Annotated in this window: 15 protein-coding genes and 2 riboswitches; of the genes, 6 read left to right on the top strand and 9 right to left on the bottom strand. The window is 43.0% G+C overall.

Features of this window, described 5'->3' with window-relative positions:
• Positions 1-86 precede the first annotated feature (86 nt).
• Positions 87-188, top strand: a riboswitch (purine riboswitch).
• Positions 189-264: 76 nt separating this feature from the next.
• Complete coding sequence (gene ade / locus AAEM60_RS06340) at positions 265-2,004, top strand: adenine deaminase (protein ID WP_341357691.1); 1,740 nt, start codon at positions 265-267, stop codon at positions 2,002-2,004.
• 306 nt (positions 2,005-2,310) lie between these two features.
• Here ade and AAEM60_RS06335 read toward each other — a convergent pair whose 3' ends face one another.
• Positions 2,311-3,819 carry a flotillin family protein gene (locus AAEM60_RS06335; protein WP_341357690.1) on the bottom strand — a complete coding sequence of 503 codons (1,509 nt, stop codon included), beginning with the start codon at positions 3,817-3,819 and terminating at the stop codon, positions 2,311-2,313.
• Between the two features lie 202 nt (positions 3,820-4,021).
• A riboswitch (cobalamin riboswitch) is annotated at positions 4,022-4,211 on the top strand.
• 146 nt (positions 4,212-4,357) lie between these two features.
• Here AAEM60_RS06335 and AAEM60_RS06330 point away from each other — a divergent pair.
• The 5 genes from AAEM60_RS06330 (at position 4,358) to AAEM60_RS06310 (ending at position 11,447) form a co-directional block, all read left to right on the top strand.
• Positions 4,358-4,831 (top strand): acyl-CoA thioesterase, encoded by a 474-nt coding sequence (locus AAEM60_RS06330; protein WP_299744882.1) that lies wholly within the window; start codon positions 4,358-4,360, stop codon positions 4,829-4,831.
• 314 nt (positions 4,832-5,145) lie between these two features.
• Positions 5,146-6,396 (top strand): helix-turn-helix domain-containing protein, encoded by a 1,251-nt coding sequence (locus tag AAEM60_RS06325; RefSeq protein WP_341357689.1) that lies wholly within the window; start codon positions 5,146-5,148, stop codon positions 6,394-6,396.
• Positions 6,397-6,699: 303 nt separating this feature from the next.
• Positions 6,700-10,776: a S8 family serine peptidase gene (locus AAEM60_RS06320; RefSeq protein WP_341357688.1), complete on the top strand. Its 4,077-nt coding sequence runs from the start codon at positions 6,700-6,702 to the stop codon at positions 10,774-10,776.
• A gap of 141 nt (positions 10,777-10,917) precedes the next feature.
• Positions 10,918-11,169, top strand: a complete 252-nt coding sequence (locus tag AAEM60_RS06315; RefSeq protein WP_299744873.1) for a YuzF family protein — start codon at positions 10,918-10,920, stop codon at positions 11,167-11,169.
• A 92-nt stretch (positions 11,170-11,261) separates the two neighbouring features.
• The gene (locus tag AAEM60_RS06310) at positions 11,262-11,447 is read left to right on the top strand and encodes a hypothetical protein (protein WP_299744870.1); all 186 of its coding nucleotides are present in this window, start codon (positions 11,262-11,264) and stop codon (positions 11,445-11,447) included.
• A gap of 43 nt (positions 11,448-11,490) precedes the next feature.
• Here the strand turns inward: AAEM60_RS06310 and AAEM60_RS06305 are convergent, their stop codons facing one another.
• The 8 genes from AAEM60_RS06305 to AAEM60_RS06270 form a co-directional block, all read right to left on the bottom strand.
• Positions 11,491-12,264, bottom strand: coding sequence for an arylamine N-acetyltransferase (locus tag AAEM60_RS06305; RefSeq protein ID WP_299745142.1), 774 nt, complete (start codon positions 12,262-12,264; stop codon positions 11,491-11,493).
• Between the two features lie 110 nt (positions 12,265-12,374).
• On the bottom strand, positions 12,375-13,328 hold the full coding sequence (locus tag AAEM60_RS06300) for a PDR/VanB family oxidoreductase (RefSeq protein WP_299744867.1): 954 nt from the start codon (positions 13,326-13,328) through the stop codon (positions 12,375-12,377).
• Positions 13,325-13,807 carry a dimethylamine monooxygenase subunit DmmA family protein gene (locus AAEM60_RS06295; RefSeq protein ID WP_299744864.1) on the bottom strand — a complete coding sequence of 161 codons (483 nt, stop codon included), beginning with the start codon at positions 13,805-13,807 and terminating at the stop codon, positions 13,325-13,327. Before AAEM60_RS06295 ends, AAEM60_RS06300 begins: the two co-directional genes overlap by 4 nt.
• Positions 13,804-14,742, bottom strand: coding sequence for a DUF3445 domain-containing protein (locus AAEM60_RS06290; RefSeq protein ID WP_299744861.1), 939 nt, complete (start codon positions 14,740-14,742; stop codon positions 13,804-13,806). Before AAEM60_RS06290 ends, AAEM60_RS06295 begins: the two co-directional genes overlap by 4 nt.
• 75 nt (positions 14,743-14,817) lie before the next feature.
• Positions 14,818-16,686 carry a squalene--hopene cyclase gene (gene shc, locus AAEM60_RS06285; RefSeq protein ID WP_299744858.1) on the bottom strand — a complete coding sequence of 623 codons (1,869 nt, stop codon included), beginning with the start codon at positions 16,684-16,686 and terminating at the stop codon, positions 14,818-14,820.
• Positions 16,687-16,798: 112 nt separating this feature from the next.
• On the bottom strand, positions 16,799-17,512 hold the full coding sequence (locus AAEM60_RS06280) for a DUF2161 family putative PD-(D/E)XK-type phosphodiesterase (protein WP_299744856.1): 714 nt from the start codon (positions 17,510-17,512) through the stop codon (positions 16,799-16,801).
• A gap of 279 nt (positions 17,513-17,791) precedes the next feature.
• A complete protein-coding gene (gene nagE / locus AAEM60_RS06275; protein ID WP_341357687.1) occupies positions 17,792-19,240 on the bottom strand; it encodes an N-acetylglucosamine-specific PTS transporter subunit IIBC in 1,449 nt (482 codons plus the stop codon).
• 730 nt (positions 19,241-19,970) lie between these two features.
• Positions 19,971-21,458 carry a glutamate synthase subunit beta gene (locus tag AAEM60_RS06270; protein WP_299744850.1) on the bottom strand — a complete coding sequence of 496 codons (1,488 nt, stop codon included), beginning with the start codon at positions 21,456-21,458 and terminating at the stop codon, positions 19,971-19,973.
• Between the last annotated feature and the right edge of the window lie 8 nt (positions 21,459-21,466).

Here is a 21,466-nt window from a genome sequence, read left to right as displayed (position 1 = left end):
ACTATTTTCTTCATTATACTTAAAAACCGATTACCATTGACACCTTCCATTTCATGCATATAAAATGTGAAATAATCATTTTCAACATATAAAATCATATAAACACTCGTATAATATTGGAAATATGGTCCAAAAGTTTCTACCAAACTACCGTAAATGGTTTGACTACGAGAGAGTTAGAGCCAAAAGTCTCTACCCTTCTCTCACTATGTCAAACCTCGGGTGCATCCCGGGGTTTTTTTATTTAGATAAGGAGAGGATCCTATGAGTACCAATAAAGAAAGACTTAAAAAACGAATTGCATCTGCGAATAAAGATATCCCTGCAGACCTTGTTATTAAAAATGGAAAAATAATCGATGTTTTCAACCTTGAAATCATCGAAGAGGATGTGGCGATTTCAGATGGAATGTTCGCTGGAATTGGAGAATTTGAAGGGAAACAGGTAATCGACGCCAAGGGGAGATATATAAGTCCTTCCTTTATCGATGCACATGTTCATATAGAATCCTCCATGGTCACACCATCCGAATTTGCTAAAGTCGTCCTCCCGCATGGGGTCACGACCGTTATTACAGACCCCCATGAAATCGGGAATGTATCCGGAGAAGAAGGAATCGGATTCATGCTCGATGATTCAGGGAACATCCCATTAGATGTGTTTACCATGCTTCCATCCTGCGTGCCGGCAACTCCATTTGAAAATGCAGGAGCAACGCTGACAGCCAAAGAGCTGGAACCTTTCTTTACACATGAGCGTGTCATTGGATTGGCAGAGGTAATGGACTATCCTTCCCTTCAAAAAGGCGATGATTCCATTGTCGATAAAATCACTGTCACCTCGGAAAATAGTCATAATATGGACGGACATTTAGCGGGACTTTCCACAAACGCGGTCAATGTTTATAAATCGGCCGGCATTCGAACCGATCATGAATGCACCACCGTCCCTGAAGCATTGGAACGAATACGACGAGGGATGTACCTTCTCATTCGCGAAGGATCCGTGGCCAAGGATTTGAAATCACTTATTGGAGTTGTTAACGATAGAAATGCCCGGCGCTGTCTATTCTGTACAGATGATAAGCACTTGGATGACTTAATCGAGGAAGGCAGCATCGATCAAAATATCCGCTTAGCAATTAAGGAAGGGCTCGACCCTCTATTGGCGATTAGCATCGCCTCTTTGAATGCTGCTGAATGTTATGGGTTACACACGAAAGGCGCAATTGCACCTGGATACGATGCGGATTTTGTCTTACTGGATGATCTTAAAACGCTCTCTATCTTAGAGGTGTACAAAGAAGGGAAACTGGTAGCTGCACATAGTCAGTATGTCGGCGACCCAATCGTAAAACCTGCGCCAAAACCACCTCTGACTTCAACTGTGCATATTCCGAATCTCACTGAAAAGGATCTGCAAATCGAGATAGGCGGAACAAAGGAAGCACATATTATCGAAATCATCCCTAATCACCTTAGAACCAATAAACGGATTGAAAAGGTTCAAGTAGAAAATGGATTCTTTATCCCTTCCATTCAACAGGACCAACTTAAAATGGCTGTCGTTGAAAGACATAACGGGACAGGAAATATCGGCTTGGGCATTGTAAAAGGATTCGGATTGAAAGAGGGAGCCATCGCTACCACCATTGCCCATGATTCACACAATATTGTCGCGACAGGTACAAATGATCGTGATATCCTGCAAGCCATCGAGGCGCTTAACGAAATGCATGGCGGCCTGGTGATGGTGAGAGACGGAAATGTCATCGCTTCTCTTCCTTTACCGATAGCAGGGTTGATGTCCGATCAGGGATTTGAAGAAGTGGTATCAGGGCTCGACCTGTTGAAGAGCGCCTTTATTGAATTAGGTTTCTCCCGGGACTTCAATCCGTTTCTTACCTTATCATTTCTAACGTTACCTGTGATTCCTCAGTTGAAGCTGACGGACTTGGGGCTATTTGATGTTGAGGGCTCCAAGCATATTAAGGTTGGGGTTTAGGGTATGAATGGGTGTTTGACTGTTGAAATTTGCTCTTTTTTTGACAGTTGAATTTTGAGGTGTATTCACCGGTTGAATATCCGGGAGAATTTGACTGTTGAATATTTGCATTTTTTAACATTTGAATTGTCCTCACTCTTAAAATAGATCTGCTGTACCAGGTACAATTTATCCGATTTGTACCTGGTACAGTGGTCATAACAACAGGTGCCAGGTACAGAATCAACATCCCGTGCCTGGCACTCTTTTTATCCCACTCAAAAAAAGAGATGCCCCCATATACCCGAGACATCTCCCTCTCATTATTTACTTTGGCTGTCTTCCCTTTACCTCTGTTTCTTCCTTTTCGTTCGTCACAGCGACTTCCTTGTCAGCTGTTTCAGAGATCGCTGGCTGATAAGGTCTTTCATGGGATCTATTTGCATATGACTTCAGTAATTCACCTACATCGATGCCAGTCATTTCGCGTAACGGTTCCTGCATATCAAGCATCGTTCTGGTGATGCTTTTCCCAAAGGAAGGAACTCCCTGGCCATTACCGGAATCAATGATTTTAACAGAGTCAATATTGTTAAGAGGCTGAGCAATTTTCTCTGCGAAAACAGGCAGCATTTCGATTAGTTTCTCGGTAATGATGACATCACCATGTTTCTCCATTGCTTCTGCCAGCAGTTTACGGGATTCGGCTTCCGCTTTACCTCGCTCTCTGATAACATCGGCTTCAGCAGAACCTTCTTCTCTGCGTATCTTGGCTTTCGCTTCCCCGTCAATTTCAGCCTTGCGAGCTTCCGCTTCCGCTTTACGAGTGGTTTCGTAGTATTCGGCGTCGGCTTTCGTTTTACGAACTTTTGATTCTTCTGCTTCAAGTTTAACGGCACGTTCACGTTCAAGGAATTGAAGGGTTAACTCTTCCTCTTTCACTTCCTTTGTAAGTTTGGCTTTTTCCAACTCATAGGACTGTTCGGATTTCGCTCTTGCCCGCTCTGTTTCTTCTTTGAAGGCTGCGTCTTTGATGTCCTTCTCTTTTTTCGATTGGGCAATGGTAATTTGACGCTTGTATTCTTCCTCTTTCGCTTCCTGATCGGTTTGGGCACGGTGAATACGGGTTTCACGCTCGGTGTTTGCTTCTGCAATTTCAGCTTGCTTGCGAACCTCGGCGATACGTGGACGACCAAGATTTTTTAAGTATCCATTTTCTTCGTCAGCATCTCTTATGTCCGTTAGCCCGAGTGACGTAATTTTGAAGCCCATAAGATCCAGCTGCTTCTGGGCAATTTCAGATACGTCAGCGTTAAACTTTTCACGGTTGCTGTTGATATCTTCAACCGTCATTTTAGAAAGAATCGCACGAAGATTACTTCCCAGTACCTCAATGATTTCATCTTCAATCTCTTTTTGGTCCTTACCTAGGAACTGCTCGGCATAGTTCGCAATTCCGTTTAATGTGTCTGCCACCTTCACCATGGCCACTGCGTCTGCAACGATTGGTACTCCGCCATTTGTGTAAACTCTCGGTGTCGATAATTTTAATTGGAAGGATGTAAGATTAACAGGTGTAGATGTTTGGAAACGTCTTAATCTGTACCCTCCACCCCTGATGATTTTCATGGAACGCCCTTCCTGGTCGGTGAAAATATTCGTTTCCTTTTCAGGATCCCCCAGTTTCGGTCCGGTAATGATCAGTGCCTGGTTGGATCTCGCTGTACGATAGCGGAACCTCATCCAGAAATAATACGCGATTCCTGCAATAGCTGCAATAACCAGAACAGGAATCAAGAACATGAAAAATCCGATAATACTTAATGATCCTAGCATTCTGACAACCCCTCTCAAACTTTTCTATAAATCAGTCGAGCAACTGATTCACTATTTTATAAAACTTCTAACTACAATATTATCTACGGAAGGGTTGTAGAAAAGTTTCAATATTTAGGTAAATTTTCTAATTTTAATACAATAATTCCTACCAAATAAAGACCTTACTTCTCATTCCTGTGATAAAATAAAAGCGTTCACAATTTAAACATTGCTCATTGGTGAAGATGATCAGGTCATCTTCTTAAAAGGGAAGTTGGTGAAAGTCCAACGCGGTCCCGCCACTGTAAAGCTGAGATTTCGTATGGATCCACTGTTTCGAATCGAAATGGGAAGGAATATGAAATTGTTGACGCTGAGCCAGGAGACCTGCCAATTGAGAAGAACACAGAGTTCCTACGGGAGATAGGAGGGTGTTGCGCTATATGAGCCAAATGAGGAATCACAGGATTCTGGACGTCCGCTTGAAGTAGCCGCATCTTCTTTTCAAAGGGAGATGCTTTTTTTTATTTCAGAAATTAAACTGGGAGATGAGAAAATGGAACAAGCTTATTCGGTAGAACGTTCACGAACCATACAAACAAAATTGGTACTGCCACCGGACACCAATCATATGCAAACGATTTTTGGAGGGAAAGTCCTTTCCTATATTGATGAAATTGCGGCACTATCAGCAATGAAGCACTCCAGCTCAGTCGTCGTCACGGCATCGATTGACTCCGTCGACTTTTTGTCGTCTGCAACGGTCGGTGATGCGTTAAGTCTGGAAGCCTACGTTACGTCTACAGGTCGAACATCCATGGAAGTATATGTAAAGGTCTACTCTACGAATCTTGTAACGAGTGTCAAAACCCTGACGACTGAATCATTCCTGACGATGGTCGCCGTTGATGAAAATGGTAAGCCCAAGCCGGTACCAAAAGTCATTCCAAAGACGGAAGAAGAATCGAGGCTTTTCAATACGGCTCCTTTGCGAAAAGAGCATAGAAAAAATCGTGCGCTTATTTTGTGAAAAGTCCCTGATTGCTAACTCTCCTAATAAACAAGAACACTCAGAGCTTCTCTAGGCTTTGAGTGTTTATAAGGGCTAGTCTATTGATCCTAATTGGAATGAAAACGGGGTTGGTTTTAGAGCGGGAAGTCATCCAGGATTCCTTCTTCTGGTGAAAGAAGTACAGGATCAACTCTAGGAAGAAAAGAGAAAAACAGTATAGAGATGCGATTTGGATGTTATTGCCTTCAGACCTCCGTCTTGTTCTAAACCTATAGAATACCGAGAAAATATTTCCTATAATGGATAATAAAATAGTTCATTTGGGGTGTAGTATGATCGAAGGTAAATTAATTAAATTTCATCGTGAAGATTCGGGTTTGACTCAAGAGCAGCTTGCACAGGGGATCTGCTCTACCACACATCTAAGTAAAATCGAAAGAGGGATCACAGAGTATTCCAGTGAAATTACTGATTTACTGGCAAGGAAGCTTGGAATCAATATGGAAGTCGAACGTTCTCGGTATCATTCGTTACAGGCTAAATTATCTGAATGGAATGATGCAATTATTATGATTCGAACCAATGACATCCATCAACTTAAAGGTGAAATCGAAAAGGAACCTTTAAGGTTTCTATCTGACTTCATCATTCAATACAACCTTTTCCTGGCAAGATATTATTTATTTTTGAACAAGCATGGAAAAGCCAAGGAAATCCTGGGCATGTTCGAAAACAAAAACTATCCTCTATCCCCTTTCGAACAAAATTTATTACTTCATGTCAAAGGGATCTACTATCATTCAACAAGACAATTTAACACTTGCATAAATGTATTGAAACAGATTGACGATGAATATCCGAACTCCGAATATTATTTTCATTTGGCATTAGCCTATCATTCCATTCATTCAAACACCTTTGCCTATTATTATGGGCAAAGAGCCTTGCATTTTTTCCAAAAAACATTGAATATCCTTAGGGTCATCGATTCTGAAACGTTAATTTTAATTCAATTGAATGCCAAAGAACCCTTTGATATGGAAGAAACCAAACAACAGTATGATAAGCTCCTCAGAGTCTGTGAATCCGTTAATTCCAAGGAAAGGGCACATAAAATCCATAACAATCTGGGATTCGAATATTTTAGGAGAAAACGATATTCTGAATCAAAAGATTCCTATGAAAAAGCATTAAAACTTATTAATGAAGACACGCCAGCGTCACATTATTTAGTCACACTCAGCGGATATATACTAGCTTGTCTGAAAGGGAATCTGCTTTCTTCCGAAGAACTCAATCAATTAGCGACAAAAGGACTAAAAAGGGCTACTCAGCATCAGGACCCCACCTACGTTTTCTTTGAAATATACTTACTTACCATAAAAGGAAATGAACAAGAACTATATGAGTATATTGAATATACAGCTCTCCCCCATTTCAACAAAACGGGGAGCAAGTTGATGTATCAGCATTATGAAAGACAACTATTTTTATATTATGTAAAAACCGGGCAAACAGAGAAAGGATTCAAACTTGCATCCAATAAAATGTCCAATGAAATAAGCTATTATGAATTAGAATAATGACACTTTTAATGATAAAAGGAGGTTTTCTTTTATCATTTTTTTATTCGGCTGATTTCTCGTTGATTGTTAGCCACTATATTTGTTTTGTTTTCTGAACAACCCCAACTCACCGCCATTATTTCGCAACTTTCCTCCTACCCCCTCCTAAAAAATCAGAAGATAAATGATTGTTAAACTCCAATCAGTAGTTAAATAGTCCCTAAACAAACCCCCATACAAACATGACAGATTTAAATTTACACTATTAAATGTAATAATTTTTAGAATTATCGAACTAACAACTAAAGAAAAGAGGTAGAGATGATGAATGGATCTTCCATCGCAAAGAAATCAGCTGTGATTGCATTATCCACTGGATTACTTTTATCCCCTGTATCGGGCTACTCCTCTCCAACAGCTACAGCTGCGGATTGGAAAGCAGAAACGATTTTATCTTCTTTGACAGAAGAGCAAAGACAAGCATTGCATCAACTGAAATTAAATAACGCAGAAGGTCTCCAAGGATTTCAACCGAATGAATTGGCATCCGGTGAAGAAATCTCCGTTATCGTCGAATTCCAATCCAAACCTGGGCATGTAGCCGTACTAGAAGCTGCAGTAAAAGGAAAAACAGTAAAGAAAGAAGACGCCAAAGCCCAAGTGGAGAAAGAACATAAGATGTTCAAAGAAGATGTTGCAAAACATCTATCTACTAGTCTTGTAAAAGGAAAAAAGATAGAGCCGAAAATCACCCAAACCTATAAAGAAGCATATAACGGTGTGGCGATGACCCTTCCGGCCAATCAAGTAGAACGCCTGCTAAACTCCAAAGCCGTCAAGGCTGTATTTAAAAACCAGACCTATACTGTCGATCCGGTTCAACAAGATCTTCCTAATGATGTAGACCGTGAAATCACAACATCTGTTGAAAGCATTCCTTATTTAAAAGTGGATGAATTACATAAGGAAGGAATCACAGGAGACGGAATCAAAGTCGGCGTGATCGACACAGGTGTTGACTACAACCACCCTGATTTAAAGGATGCCTACAAAGGCGGATATGATTTTGTTGACGACGATGCGGATCCAATGGAAGCAACGTATGAAGATTGGAAGAGTACGAGTGAACCAGAGTTCAGTTATACGGGAAATCCCTATTATACCTCTCATGGTACTCATGTATCCGGAACCATTGTAGGACAAAACGAGAATGATAGTGAAGTATCTGTAGAGGGAGTTGCTCCAGATGCTGACTTATATGTGTATCGTGTCCTTGGTCCTTACGGAAGTGGTTACACCGAAGACGTCCTTGCAGGAATTGAGAAATCGGTTCAAGATGGTATGGATGTCATCAACCTCTCATTGGGAGCAAGTGTCAATGACCCTTATTACCCTACAAGTACCGCCCTTAACTATGCTGTGTTAAATGGTGTGACGGCCGTTGTTTCAGCCGGGAATTCAGGACCAAATGACTTTACCCTTGGCTCTCCTGGAACAGCAGCTTTAGCTTTGACTGTCGGGGCGAGTGATGTCCCTGTTTCCCAAACCACTTTTACCGGTCAAACGACAGCTGGCTGGTCGACCGGTATTGTGAGTATGGCTAGGGGATTCGCTCACACATTCGATAGTCTGGAAGATCAATCACTAGAATTAGTAGATGTTGGCCTAGGGTATGAAGCAGACTATGCGAATAAAAATGTAGATGGTAAGATCGCTTTTGTTCAGCGAGGAAATTTTGCTCTGAATGACAAGGTGAAATTTGCCAAAGAACATGGAGCTAAAGCCGTGATCATGTACAACAATGCAGAAGGTCATGTAGGATATAACCTCGGAGAATCAGCCCATTATGTCCCGGCCTTCTCGATGACAAAGGCTGCCGGGGAAGAATTAAAAGCAGCAATCGAAAGTGGCACATCAAGCTTCACGTTTACGAATTTAGAAGAAAGCTTTACAGAGGGTGACCAGTTAGCCGATTTCAGTTCAAGGGGTCCAGTCAACAAAAGCTTGGATATGAAACCTGAAGTGGTCGCTCCCGGGGTCAGCGTTCTATCGACTTTCCCTTCTTTTATGATCGATCCTGAGAACACGGATGACTATCAGTATGCTTACTCAAGACTTTCAGGAACCTCGATGGCTTCTCCATTCACAGCGGGGCTGGCAGCTTTACTTTTGGGAGAGAATCCGGATCTCGAGCCAGCTGATATTAAAACGATACTTATGAACTCATCTGATCCTTTGAAGGGAGATTACAGCGTATTTGAGGTTGGTGCAGGAAGAGTGGATCCGTATCAAGCCCTCCATAGCCAAACAACGATTCAAATAAACGATGAAACGTTGCTTCCTAATGGCGAAGAACTGATTGCAATCGATCATCCAACTGGGGGATTGAGCTTTGGAAATCAGGTAGTGGCCGAAGGAGATCACCTCCGCGTACAAAAAAGCTTTGAAATCACAAATAAAAGCGATCAAAAGAAAACCTTTGACATTACGTTTGAAGAAAATGTACAGGAAGGCACCCTTAGTCTCAAGGAAAATGGAGTTGAAGTGACTTCAGACAAGTCTATTAAAGTGAATGGTGGCAACAAAAAGACTTCAAATTTCTTCCTGACAATGCCTAAAACAGCTGCGAAAGGGATTTACGAGGGATACCTGGTCGTTACGAACCGTAATGATCAAACAGAAAGCTACCGCGTGCCATTTAGCGTAAAGAGATCGGAGGAAGGCTTTAATACACTTGAATTGTTATCCCCCACCTTTGCACCTTCTCACTATACTCACGGATATGATCCATTCCGCTATCCATGGGCACTGGTTGAATTCAACCTGAGTTCACCGATGGAAAGCATGGATATCATCCTTCAGGACGGGGAAACAGGTGAAGATTTAGGATTAATCGGTACACTCGATCTGCAGGGTGCCCTGCTGGATAACAACTACTTACTAAGAGCATTCCAGGGTGGCTATTTCGCATTTACCGGTGATAAGAAAAATCCCGTTTCAGAAGAAATGACCATCGCAAAACCTGGGCACTATAAGATCAAGTATGCGATGACAGATCCTAAAGGCAAAGTAAAAACAAAATCAGAGCATTTCTATATCGACATTGAAGGTCCTACATTCAAGAGTTCCCTGGATGGTGAGTCACCGTTCCTTGAATATAAGCGGGGTCAGGAAACGTACCCTTTTGAGATTGAAATTACAGATCCACTTATTGAAAAAATGCAAGCAGCAGGAATCGACACAGATCAATCCAAAAACTTTATGATTTATTATTGGAATTCACCTTTCCCTTCGTCACCTCTTTACATGGATGAAAACGGTAAGTTTGTCGAAGAAATTGCGATGAATGAGAATGTGAAAGCCCTTAACTTTAGAATGAAGGGCTATGATATGGCTGGGAATAATAGTACGATGAAAAACTATTTCTTTATTAAAGAAGGTACTCCGAACGCGTATCTGAAAACCGATGTCGATACCGTTACAACAGGTGAAACCGTAAAGGCAACCCTATTACTGGATAATGTTCAAGATGCAAAGGAAGCCACCTGGACATTTGAAGATCACTACGGAAAAAAACCAGAAGTGATTGATGCCAAGCTATCCGGGGAGTTTCTAGAAAAAGCTTCCCTGACACTTGAAGGAAATCAAATTAAAGTCACCTTCAATGAACCTGTTGAATCATTCGATCATAGTGCGATCGTTGAGGTGCACGTAAAACTTCAAGATGAAATCTTCACGAAAGAGGATGGGTTGGACCCGACGGTAACCGTTACAGATTCCAACAATGAAACAATGAATTTATTACATGCTGGTGCAGGATTCACTGTAAATCCTGACTTTAACTCAATAAGGGGATATATAAGTCCTGAAGGATTTGATAGTGGAAGTGGCTACAATGCCAAGAAGGATTGGTCAAAAGCAGATGCAACTGTAGAATTCAAAAATTCAACAGGAGACGTCTTTACACCATCATCCATCACAGATAATGGTGAGTACTCCATTGAGAAACTCCCATTAAGCAAAGACCCTTATGATATAACCGTAACACTTCCAGGCCACTTCTTAACTAAGAAGAATAATGAGCAAATCGGTTATGAGTACAACGGAATGCTTTACGGAAAATATCATAGAGTGAACAATATGAAACTTGTCGGAGGAGATGTCAACCAGGATCATGTCATCGACATTCATGATGCCATTGCCATTCAGGATGCCTGGAATACTAATAATCGTGCTGCCGACATCAATTTCGATGAAGTGGTGGATGCGAACGATATGAATTTTGTTCAAAAGAACTATCTATTACAGAATGAGCATGTTAAGAATGCCCCTGCTCCAGTTGAATCAGCCGACGGAAAAACGTTGGATTCGATTTTAGAGGAATTAGGACTGAACTAAACATCATGCCAGAATTTAAAGGAATGGGCCCTCGTTACATCAGGGTTCATTCCTTTCTGCTTTGATCCATAATACAAACCACCCTTCTTACATACAAATGAAGAGATAGCCTAAAAAATTCATCTTGAAGGATGGTGCTTCATGTATAGCTATTATCAGCCTTATGATCGTAACCAGGGCATGAATGTAAATACTTCCTATACCACTTTGATTGATCCATTCGTCGTCAGCAGACTGCAGTCCGTCATGGGGAAAATGCTCATTGTGGAGACTACGAAAGACACGATTCGAGGCGAATTGATTGAGGTTCAACCAGATCATATCGCACTTAAAGCTGGTGACTCTGTATTTTTCGTGAGAATTCAACAAATCGTCTCCATTATGCCTGTTTAAATAGTCAATTTGCAATTAGGCAACATCACGAATCTTGGGTTCAACTTCCCCTTCCCTCCGACATATACTACCCTGAGAGGAGGCATGACAGAATGGATCGTTTTATTCTTTTGTTAGTAGCGGGTATCTTATCCGGATTTGCATTGTTGAAAGCTCCTTTAGCAGGGACGTTTTTAGCAAGCATAGCCCCGGTAACAAACGTCATTGGCATATTAGCAATTCTCATATTCTCTCTTTTCCTTATATATAAAGGCGTTATGGAAATACTCGGCAAGTAAAAATATGGACTCAGATATTTTTCTGAGTCTTTTTTTATGCTTATTATTCAAACCAGATGTTCAGCAGTTTTTTATATTCCTCATGATCAATTTCCTCTTTCGTCATCTCTCCATCCTTCCACTGTGTAAAGGACGTATCGGTTAATGTTACATTCCCGTTATCAGTCCTTTTTGTCAACAATGGATGCTTGTTGAAAGGGGAAGCTGAATGTTTGGCAATAATCGTTTGAATGTCATTCAATTGAGTGACATCCTTTATGTGATCACGCGAATCGAAAGCATATCCGGTTCTCCATTCCGAATGCTTATGCTTTAATTTCATTTCAAAAATATAATCTCCATGGGGACTGTCGGCCTTTTTAACTCTAAACTGACCATTTGAAGAAACGACCTCTTCTCCCGATAATGGCACTGTTTTCAACGGGAGATTTCCTCCAAATCCCGTATCAATCACATATGATGAATCGTTGTGTGTGACTAAAATCACCACATGGGTCCTTCCTAACGTCTGGTACTGCTCTTTATCATGATCGTAAACGACTCCCCGAACGAGAGATGCATCAAATTGATTTTCGACCAAAAATAAATAAAACAATGAATTCAATTCATAACATAGACCACCTTCGTTCTTCACGAGCACTTTATTCATTAGATTTTCTTTGGTAAGATCAGTGAACGTATTTCCAATAACACATAGATTTTCAAATGGGATGCTTTTAGCTGTTTCTTCTAAAATGGTATCTAATTGTTGAAAGGTTATTTTCCCTGTGGGTGGATAATGTATTCTTTTGCGAAATAATGTATTTAGATCGGTAATGGTGAGCCCTCCATTTCTTAAGCGTCATTCTACATTATGTTGTATCTGTTTATTATTTACTTTTACAATGTCGAATTTCAAGAAAAACACCTTATATGCCAAACGCCCTATCACAACTGAATTCGCAACTTTCCAGACTGGGCACGCGATACACATGTCAGAATCGACCGGTGTCCATTCCGTTCTTCCTCACTCAAAAAAGAATCACCATGATCGACTTTTCCCTCTATCACGTTTAATTCACATGTTCCGCATCGCCCAGCCCGGCAGGAATAGGGAGCTTTGATCCCTAACTCGAGCAGTGCCTCTAACAAAGTCTCTTCTTCCGACACAGAAATGGTTTGACCACTCGTTAACTCCACTTCAAATCTTCGACGTGTTAGTGTCTGTGGAGGAGTGAATCTCTCGCAATGAATACTCCGCGGAGGATATCCGATTTCGAGGGCACTTCTAGTAAATTCTTCGATGAATGAAGGTGGACCACAGAAGTAAACGTGGGTTCCTATTCTGTGCTTCCAAAGTGTTGTATCTGTCAACCTCTTTTCTTTTGAAAAATAAAAGTGAGCCTGCTCAGGAAAGGTTTCCGTTAGAAAGGAGTAGAAAGGGCAAGCCTCTTTCGATTTCACTGCATAATGGAGTTCGAAGGTCCGTCCCTCCTCCTTAAGCTCTGCCATCATGGACATGTAAGGGGTGATACCGATTCCCGCGGCATAGAATACATGGTGTTTTGCTTTAAAACTCAGTGGGAAATGATTTTGTGGAAATCCCACTCGTAAGGTATCCCCCACTTTCATCCGTTCATGCCAATACATAGATCCCCCCTGGGACGTTTCTTTTAGACGGATGGCGATTTGATAGGCGGCTGTTTGACCAGGTGGGTTCGTTAAGGAATACGACCTGGCAATGGTTTGTCCATCCAGCTCAACATATGTAGTGATATGGGATCCCCCGCTAAAATAAGGAAGGGATTCGTTATGTTCATGAACAAGAGTAAACCTCTTGATATGAGGGGTTTCCTGATGAATGGACCTGACTTTTACGGGGATGGTTTTGAGTAGATTCACCTTTGACCACTCCCCATTTCTAAGGTAGCGTAACCGAGGAATGACCCTCGTAATGGAGAGTAGTGATCGGAAATGGACAACTTTAAGTGACAATGGGAACAGATCGTCTCGAGTTTACCCAAACCCTCAATCTTTGTTTTCTGATGACATTTGCAACAGAAAACTTCGATCATTCTGATACCGTGACCAATTAACTGCACTTCCTCTTCAGAAAAACCACATTCCACAGCCAGGTGCTTGAGACCTTCCAGCTTACCCCACTCCATTGCTATATATAGAAAACTGCCCATCCTCTGATTTCGCAACCACCGTGAGATATTGGTTTCTTCCTTTTCACCAAGATACACCACTTCAAAGGAGACATTCTCCTTCATTACTTTTTTTATGATAGGAGTCAGTCGTTTCATCCCTTTATGATCACCGCAAAATAAATACTTTCGTTTACTTGGTACGAACGCTGGCTGTGTCTCGGTCTTCACTTTATCACCCGCTTTTCATTCAAGTATTCAATAACCTCTTCTTTAAAAAGGGAAATCCCTTTGTAATCTGAGATAGGTGGTGGAAGCTCCTGCAGGATCCGGTGAAATTCCTCGGTCCACTCCGGATTTCGAGTGAACTTATCCAGTGAGAGGAGGTGGGTATGAATCGTGAACAGTAAACCGTTTGACCCAGGCAAACGGAACAGTTTCTGCACTTCTACCCGCAAATGAACGAATGCCCCGACATTTTCTCCAGTAACTACCCTTCTATCCTTCCCCCACTGATCAAAGGTCTCAAGAGAAGTATCCAGCCGATCCCCCGCCATTAACGACCAATTCCGCCTGACCCAAGGATCACCTGCTTCCATATGCATTAAAAACCTCAGAATTCGTTGATCCAATCCTACTTCTTTAAAACCGGGTATCGGCTTATGGATCTCTTTAAAACTCATTCCTGAATTAAAAGCCAGGGACCAATTAGCAGGAAAACAAAGCTGTCCCGCATCCAAATATAAATCCCCATCCCGCTGCATCATGAAAATCAGGTCCTCTTGTACATGTCGACCGATAAAATCGAGTGGTTCCAATGATAAAGTGGATTCATCCCCAAGTTTAAAGGTTTTTTGTTCATTTAGAATGTGGTTGTGGAACGTCCATTTTCCATCATTTTTTTCAAGGGAAAACTGCTGAGGATAACACGTAGTAAGATGTTGAATGACCAGCTCTGCTATTTCCCATTGAGCTTTCAAGGTATGCGGCCGGGACTGAAAGCACCGTTCGGGATGATGCGTAAGCAGTTTCCGTTTAAGCTTGATTTCTTCTTCATAAGAAGAGGTAATCTCAACACTCCTCTGCTCCTCCAAAGGAACCGAATTATTCGAATACCGATACACATCCCCCTTAAAGGGATAAGGAAACGAATCCACTTTCACCATACAACCACCCTTTTATCTGAAAATTCTTACTTTTATTTTATCGTATAGAGGGACGGACCTCAAGAGGTCCGTCCCTCACCCGTATTTCTCATTGTACCGGCTGAGTGTAATCAGGGGCCATATCCACCGGTAGCTATGGTAGTGTATATAGAAGTGTCCTGGAAGACCGACTCCCGTTGGATACGTTTTGGAAGAGTCATCTGATGCTCCTTTTATTAATTCGAGAAGAGCCATGATGCCCAAGTCGATCGCCGGGGTTGGTTTGTCTTCGATACAGATGAGAGATTCCAGTGCCCATGCTGTTTGTGAAGGGGTAGAAAAGGAAAGAGGTACGTATGTCTTCTCCTGATCACTGTAACAGGATTCTCCCCAGCCCCCGTCTTTGTGTTGAATGCTTTCCAGCCAAGCTTTTGCTCTTTGGATATGTTTATCAGAAGACGGCACACCCGTTGCTTTCATACCCGTGATGGCCGCCCATGTTCCATAGATATAGCAGACACCCCAGCGCCCGTACCAGGACCCATCGTCCTTTTGCATCAGCTTCAGCCATTGTATCCCTCTTTTCACCTGAGGATGGTCCTTTGTCAACCCTGCCCGGCTGCCCAGGAATTCCAGGGCTCTTCCTGTTAGATCAGGGGTTGATGGATCGATTGCCGCTGCCTCTGCCCCGTCCATAGGAAATGAAGTAAGGATTCCTTTCGTCTTGTTTTTTTCAAAAGCCGGCCAGCCTCCATCACGGTTCTGCATACCAAGTGTCCATTCAAGCCCCCGGTCCCACGATTGCCGCACAAGTGGTTTTTCAGCAGCCCAATAGGTAATGGCCCTGAGTGCCGCCGTCGTGTCATCCACATCAGGGTGAATGCTGTTGCTCTTTGAAAAGCCCCAGCCCCCAGGCTTCACAACGCTCTCCATCGCCCAATCCCCATAGCGGAAATGTTGTTTCTTGAGAAGGTACTCCACCGCTTTGTCTATGGAGCGGTCCCGTGCATCCACCCCCGCCTCCTGAAGGGCATAGCCGATCAAGGCTGTGTCCCACACGGTTGAGGGTGAATTTTGAATATGAATGCCTTTCTTCGTTTCGCAGGCCATCTCTTTTAATCCACTCATTGCCTTTACGATTATAGGGTCACTCTTTTTGTATCCCAAAGCAAGCAGTGCATAAATCATATAAAACGTTGTGCTGAAATAACTAAGATACGTCCCATCGGATTCAATTCTTTGCAGCATATACTGCTGGGCAAATTGTGTGGCCTGTTGATGCAAATGAGATGGAATACTTATTAAGGACTGTAAGCCCTCGTTGATTTTCGAAAATAATTTCAGCTCCCTTTCACTGTATCTTACTTCATGTGGTGATCGGGACAGATGCTGCATTTGTGGAATGCTGTTTGATTTTAATGAGAATCCCTGATCCTTCAGCAACAGCAGCGGTGCCAAATGAGCTCGTGCATAGCTGCTGAAATCCCAGAAATTCAAGGGGAATTGCTTCGGAATCATTAAAAACCCGATGGGAATCGGAAGCAAATGCCTCCAATCATATTGTCCATGAATGGCAAGCATAAATTTCGTAATCGAGTGCGCCCCGTGAATACCACCCTTTTTCTCTATGAAACGCTGGGCTTTCTCCAGTCTCTTGTCATCCTTCTCCACCAACCCACTAAATAAGAGAGCAAAGTATGCCTCAATCGTTGAAGACAGATTTCCTTCCTTCTCATCCTCAAAAAGCTTCCATGTCCCTTCCCTTGTTTGCACTTTCCAAAGGCGGTTCACCAACCGTCCCACTAGCTCTTCATCATCCATCTCAAGGGAACGCAGGAGAATGATCATATACGCATCGGTCATCAAGCTATTTTCAAAGCAGAAGGACCAGCTTCCGTCTGCATTTTGTTTATGCTGAAGATCACTCACCATTTTATGAATCGTACTCTCAATCTTCTTTTTCATACATTTATCCTCCCGATATCTTCTCTGATGTAATGTATATGTGAAGAATGCGGGTACTAGTAGTGAGATGCAAAGAAGAGCCCGCTCTCCGGTTACGGAAAGCAGGCTCTTTCTATTGTTCTTCTAATTTCTTTGAGTAATAGCTTACGAGTTCGGGATACTTTTCAAGCTCTTTTTTTCCTTGCTCCGTTATCTGGTAAACTCCCCTTTTCACCCGCTCAAACCAGCGGTAATAATTCTTCTGAAGAATGGATGGGGTTTTCGTACCCGTGCCCAGCTTGGCTAAGTTCCTCGGTGACATGGGCCCGTGTTTTTCCAAGTAACAGGCGATCTGAATGCAGTTTTCCTTGTAAGCCGTCATGATTTTCGTCTTATTGCTGCCGCCTACATTGTAATCTGCACTGCGCCCTTCGATTTCTTTTACAAGCGCCGCCCGTTTCCGCTTACTGTTCTTCATACTCTTTTTCCGGTCAAAGGCTTCTGGATGAATGACAAAATCAAGTTTTGGCGTTTTCGTCGTAAATGAAACGGTGATCAGACCGAGCTCCAATCTGCGAACCAAGTGGCAGACATCATTCCACCGCTTTGACCGGGGACGCTTTGGTTTCGGGATCGCAATGTACACCAGGTCTGTGAGTCTCTGCCGCTTTGTCGCTTGAATAAGAAGCTCGACATTCAATGAAAGCTTCAATTCCACAATCACAAGTTCTTCTTCTTTAAAAGCAGTCACATCACAATCGTTCACTTCGCCGTTCACCTGGTATCCCTGTTTATGAAAATGTTTTTGGATCGGTTGATAGAGATCCGATTCTTTAAGTTTCTTCATGGTAAAAACCTTCCTGGGAAAGAATTCTATAGGATAAAGTATAGACTATTCTTGAGATTTTTGCAGTTTGGGAGAAAAAGAGACCCCAACTCCTTGTGCGGGAGTTGGGGTGGAAGGCTCTCGGTTTCGCTTATCTGCCATGTTGGGGATTCATCTGCCATTTAGGAAGTATATCTGCCTTTTTTTATTTTATCTGCCATATTTACCATATATCTGCCATTCTGCAAAAAAACGATAAACTCCCCTCCATTAAACCCATCACACAATCGGCCGACACTCCTACCCTCGAATCTTCTCAATCTCATCAGCCACAAATTGCACCGACGTCCCGACAATCACTTGAATGCTATTTTCCCCAACCACATGGAGGCCCGGAACCCCTGTCGCTTTGATCCGCCCCTGATCCACGGCATCCATGTCCTTTACTTCCACTCTCAATCTTGTTATACAGTTATCTACGGATGTTACATTTTCATCTCCGCCGAGTCCTGTATAGATTTCCTCTGCCATCACGGCAAACTTTTCGCTTTGAGTATGCACTGTTGCATTCTCCACTACTACTTCTTCATTATCCTCTTCACGCCCTGGAGTCATAAGATTGAATTTCGCGATCATGAAGCGGAACAAGAAATAGTAGAGAAGGGCAAATACGACACCTTGTATGAGCAGCATGTACGGAAGATTCGCTAACGGAAGTCTTGAGCTCAGGACAAAATCGACGAACCCTGCGCTGAACCCGAACCCGGCCGTCCATTGAAAGAAGGAGGCAATCGCCAAGGATAACCCTGTCAACACAGCATGTGCTACATAAAGGGCAGGTGCCACGAACATAAAGGCAAACTCAAGAGGCTCAGTCACCCCTGTGAAAAAGGAAGCAAAACCAGCTGCCAGCATAAGTGACGCCACCAGCTTCTTCTTATTTGGTTTTGCAGCATGATAGATGGCAAGTCCCGCTGCAGGAAGACCAAACATCATAACCGGGAAGAACCCAGCCTGATACATACCCGTCACACCTTTTTCACCGTTACCTGACCAGAAGTTCCCGATATCATTAATACCGGCAACGTCGAACCAAAACACGGAATTCAAGGCATGATGCAATCCAGTAGGAATTAATAATCGATTAAAGAATCCATATAGACCAGCACCCGTGAAGCCGAGCCCACTGATTTCCTTCCCGAATGAAACCAGGGCAGTGTAGATGACCGGCCAAACAAACAGCATCACGCCTGATACAACCAGCATGGCAATCGCCGACATGATCGGAACCAATCGTTTTCCGCTAAAAAAGGCAAGGGCATCCGGAAGCTTCACGTGACTGAAGCGATTGTACATAGCTGCCGCAACGATCCCTGACAGAATCCCGACAAACTGATTACCGATTTTCTCAAATGCAGGATTGACTGCTGCGGCATCCACACCTTGAAGCAGTGCAACTGAGTCCGTTGAAAGGAGTGTCGTAATCACGAGATAAGCGACCAACCCGCTCAGTGCTGCAGATCCATCCTTTGTTTTGGCCATACCCAATGCTACACCGACTGCAAATAGAATCGACATATTATCTATGATCGAAGCGCCAGCCTTAATTAAAAAAGCGGCAATCGGACTATCCGCCCCCCAGCCGGTTGGATCGATCCAATACCCAATCCCCATCAAAATCGCTGCAGCCGGCAAAACGGCAACCGGAAGCATTAACGAACGACCAATACGCTGAAGATATTTCATCATTTTGTTTTCCCCCTATCAGTCTTCAATTTTAATAAAATATAAGTGCGTCCCTCCCATCCTGTCTTTGGACAAAACTCTTACAGTAGACAATATTCCTATTCTAGATTGTTTAGAAGTGAATATGCTACCCTTTCATACTTATTTTCACTAACTTGTTCTATAGTCAATAGAGCCTTTATACTTAGGACTTTTTATGAATATTGAGGGACGGACCTTGGAAGGGAATTTTTTTGATGTGGTCCGCTATCATTTTTCCATAAAATAGAAAATGACGCAATTACTAATGAAAATGACGCAATTACCTATGATAAAGACGCAATAAACTAAAAAATGACGCAATTCTTTACCAAAGCGACGCAATTATCTCCAAGCACACTAGATAAAGCCCTTACCTAGACCTTCTAAAGAACCTATCAGACCCTTTTTTTAGATTTAAAATACGTATTTAGAGCCTATACGAATGAAGTTTCACCATATTTCCCTTAATATGGCCACTTCCCTCACTTTTCAACGATCGTACAACCCACATCCCAGCAAAAGAAACAACCAACTGCTCCCGTAATTCTCTACTTACAGGATCTTAAGGGACGGACCTTGAAGTTAGATAGAAGAAATGGTGTGGTTATGAGGATTGGAGGTGGTGGATGGGACGTGAGGGAGGCCCGTCCCTCTTTAAACACGCAAAAAAAACCCCGTCAGGCATCAAGCCCAACGGAGGTCCGTCCCTCTATTAAGGTAATTCAGTTCCACCCATGAGGTAGCGGTCGCATTCGCGTGCTGCTTCACGGCCTTCGTTGATGGCCCAGACGATGAGGCTTTGGCCTCGGCGCATGTCTCCTGCAGCGAAGACTCCATCGACGTTGGTCAGGTATTTGCCGTACTCTGCTTTAACGGTGGAATTGCTGTTTGTTTCGACTTCAAGTTCCTTGATCAGGTCTTGTTCCGGACCACTGAATCCGATTGCCAGAAGGACAAGATCTGCCGGCCATACTTTTTCAGTTCCAGGAATTTCATCTCGGATTTTGTTTCCATCTTCATCATAACGAAGCTTTACATTGATCGTATGAACTTCTTTGATATGACCATGTTCGTCACCGACAAACTTCTTGGTCATGACAGCGTATGCACGTGGATCTTCTCCAAGTACTTCAGCTGCTTCTTTTTGACCGTACTCCACCCGGTGAATGACCGGGTATTGCGGCCATGGGTTGCCGACTTCATCCCGCATGGCACCCTTTTTATCGTAGATATCAAACTGAGTGAGGCTTTTACAGTTATGTCTTACAGAAGTGGCTAAACAGTCTGTGCCTGTATCCCCACCACCGATGACGATGACGTCTTTCCCTTCAGCAGAAATATAATTTCCGTCTTCCAGGTTGGAATCCAACAGGCTTTTTGTATTCGAATGAAGGAATTCCATTGCGTAATGAACGCCTTTTAAATCACGTCCTTCAACTTGGATGTTACGATGGACGGCTGCACCTCCGCAAAGTATGACTGCGTCAAAGTTTTCACGCAGATTTTCCACTGTGTAGTCTTTCCCGACCTCCGTATTCGTAACGAATTCAATGCCCTCTTCCTCTAAAATATCAACGCGACGCTTAACAACTGAATAAGGCAATTTCATTTCCGGAATGCCATATGTTAATAGTCCGCCTACACGATCATTTTTTTCAAAAACAGTCACAAGGTGGCCTGCTTTATTCAATTGAGCAGCAGAGGCTAATCCTGCAGGACCTGAACCCACGACCGCCACTCGTTTACCTGTGCGGTGTTCAGGTGGTTCAGGAATGACCCAGCCTTCTTCAAACCCTTTTTCAATAATCGAACGTTCCACTGTTCTGATCGCCACAGGCGGCTCATTGATCCCGAGTACGCATGCTCCTTCACATGGTGCCGGACAAGCAAAACCGGTGAATTCCGGGAAGTTGTTCATCTGATGTTCACGCTTTAGGGCTTCTTTCCATTGTCCCTGGTACACAAGGTCGTTCCATTCCGGTATTAAGTGATAAACGGGGCAACCAGTTGTCGCTCCGTTGATTTCCATTCCAGACTGACAGGTAGGAACGCCGCAATCCATACAGCGCGCCCCCTGTTTCTTGACTTCTTCTTCCGAAAGAGGAGAGGTGTAGTCGTTCCAATCCTTCGTTCGTTCAGCTGGATTTCTTTCATCTAATGTTTGTCTTTTATATTCCATGAATCCAGTTGGCTTTCCCATAATATCCC

This window comes from Rossellomorea sp. y25 (assembly GCF_038049935.1).
Classification (GTDB): Bacteria; Bacillota; Bacilli; order Bacillales; family Bacillaceae_B; genus Rossellomorea.
The sequence above is the reverse complement of the archived record's forward strand: the minus strand, read 5'-3'. Positions and strand labels throughout refer to the sequence as shown.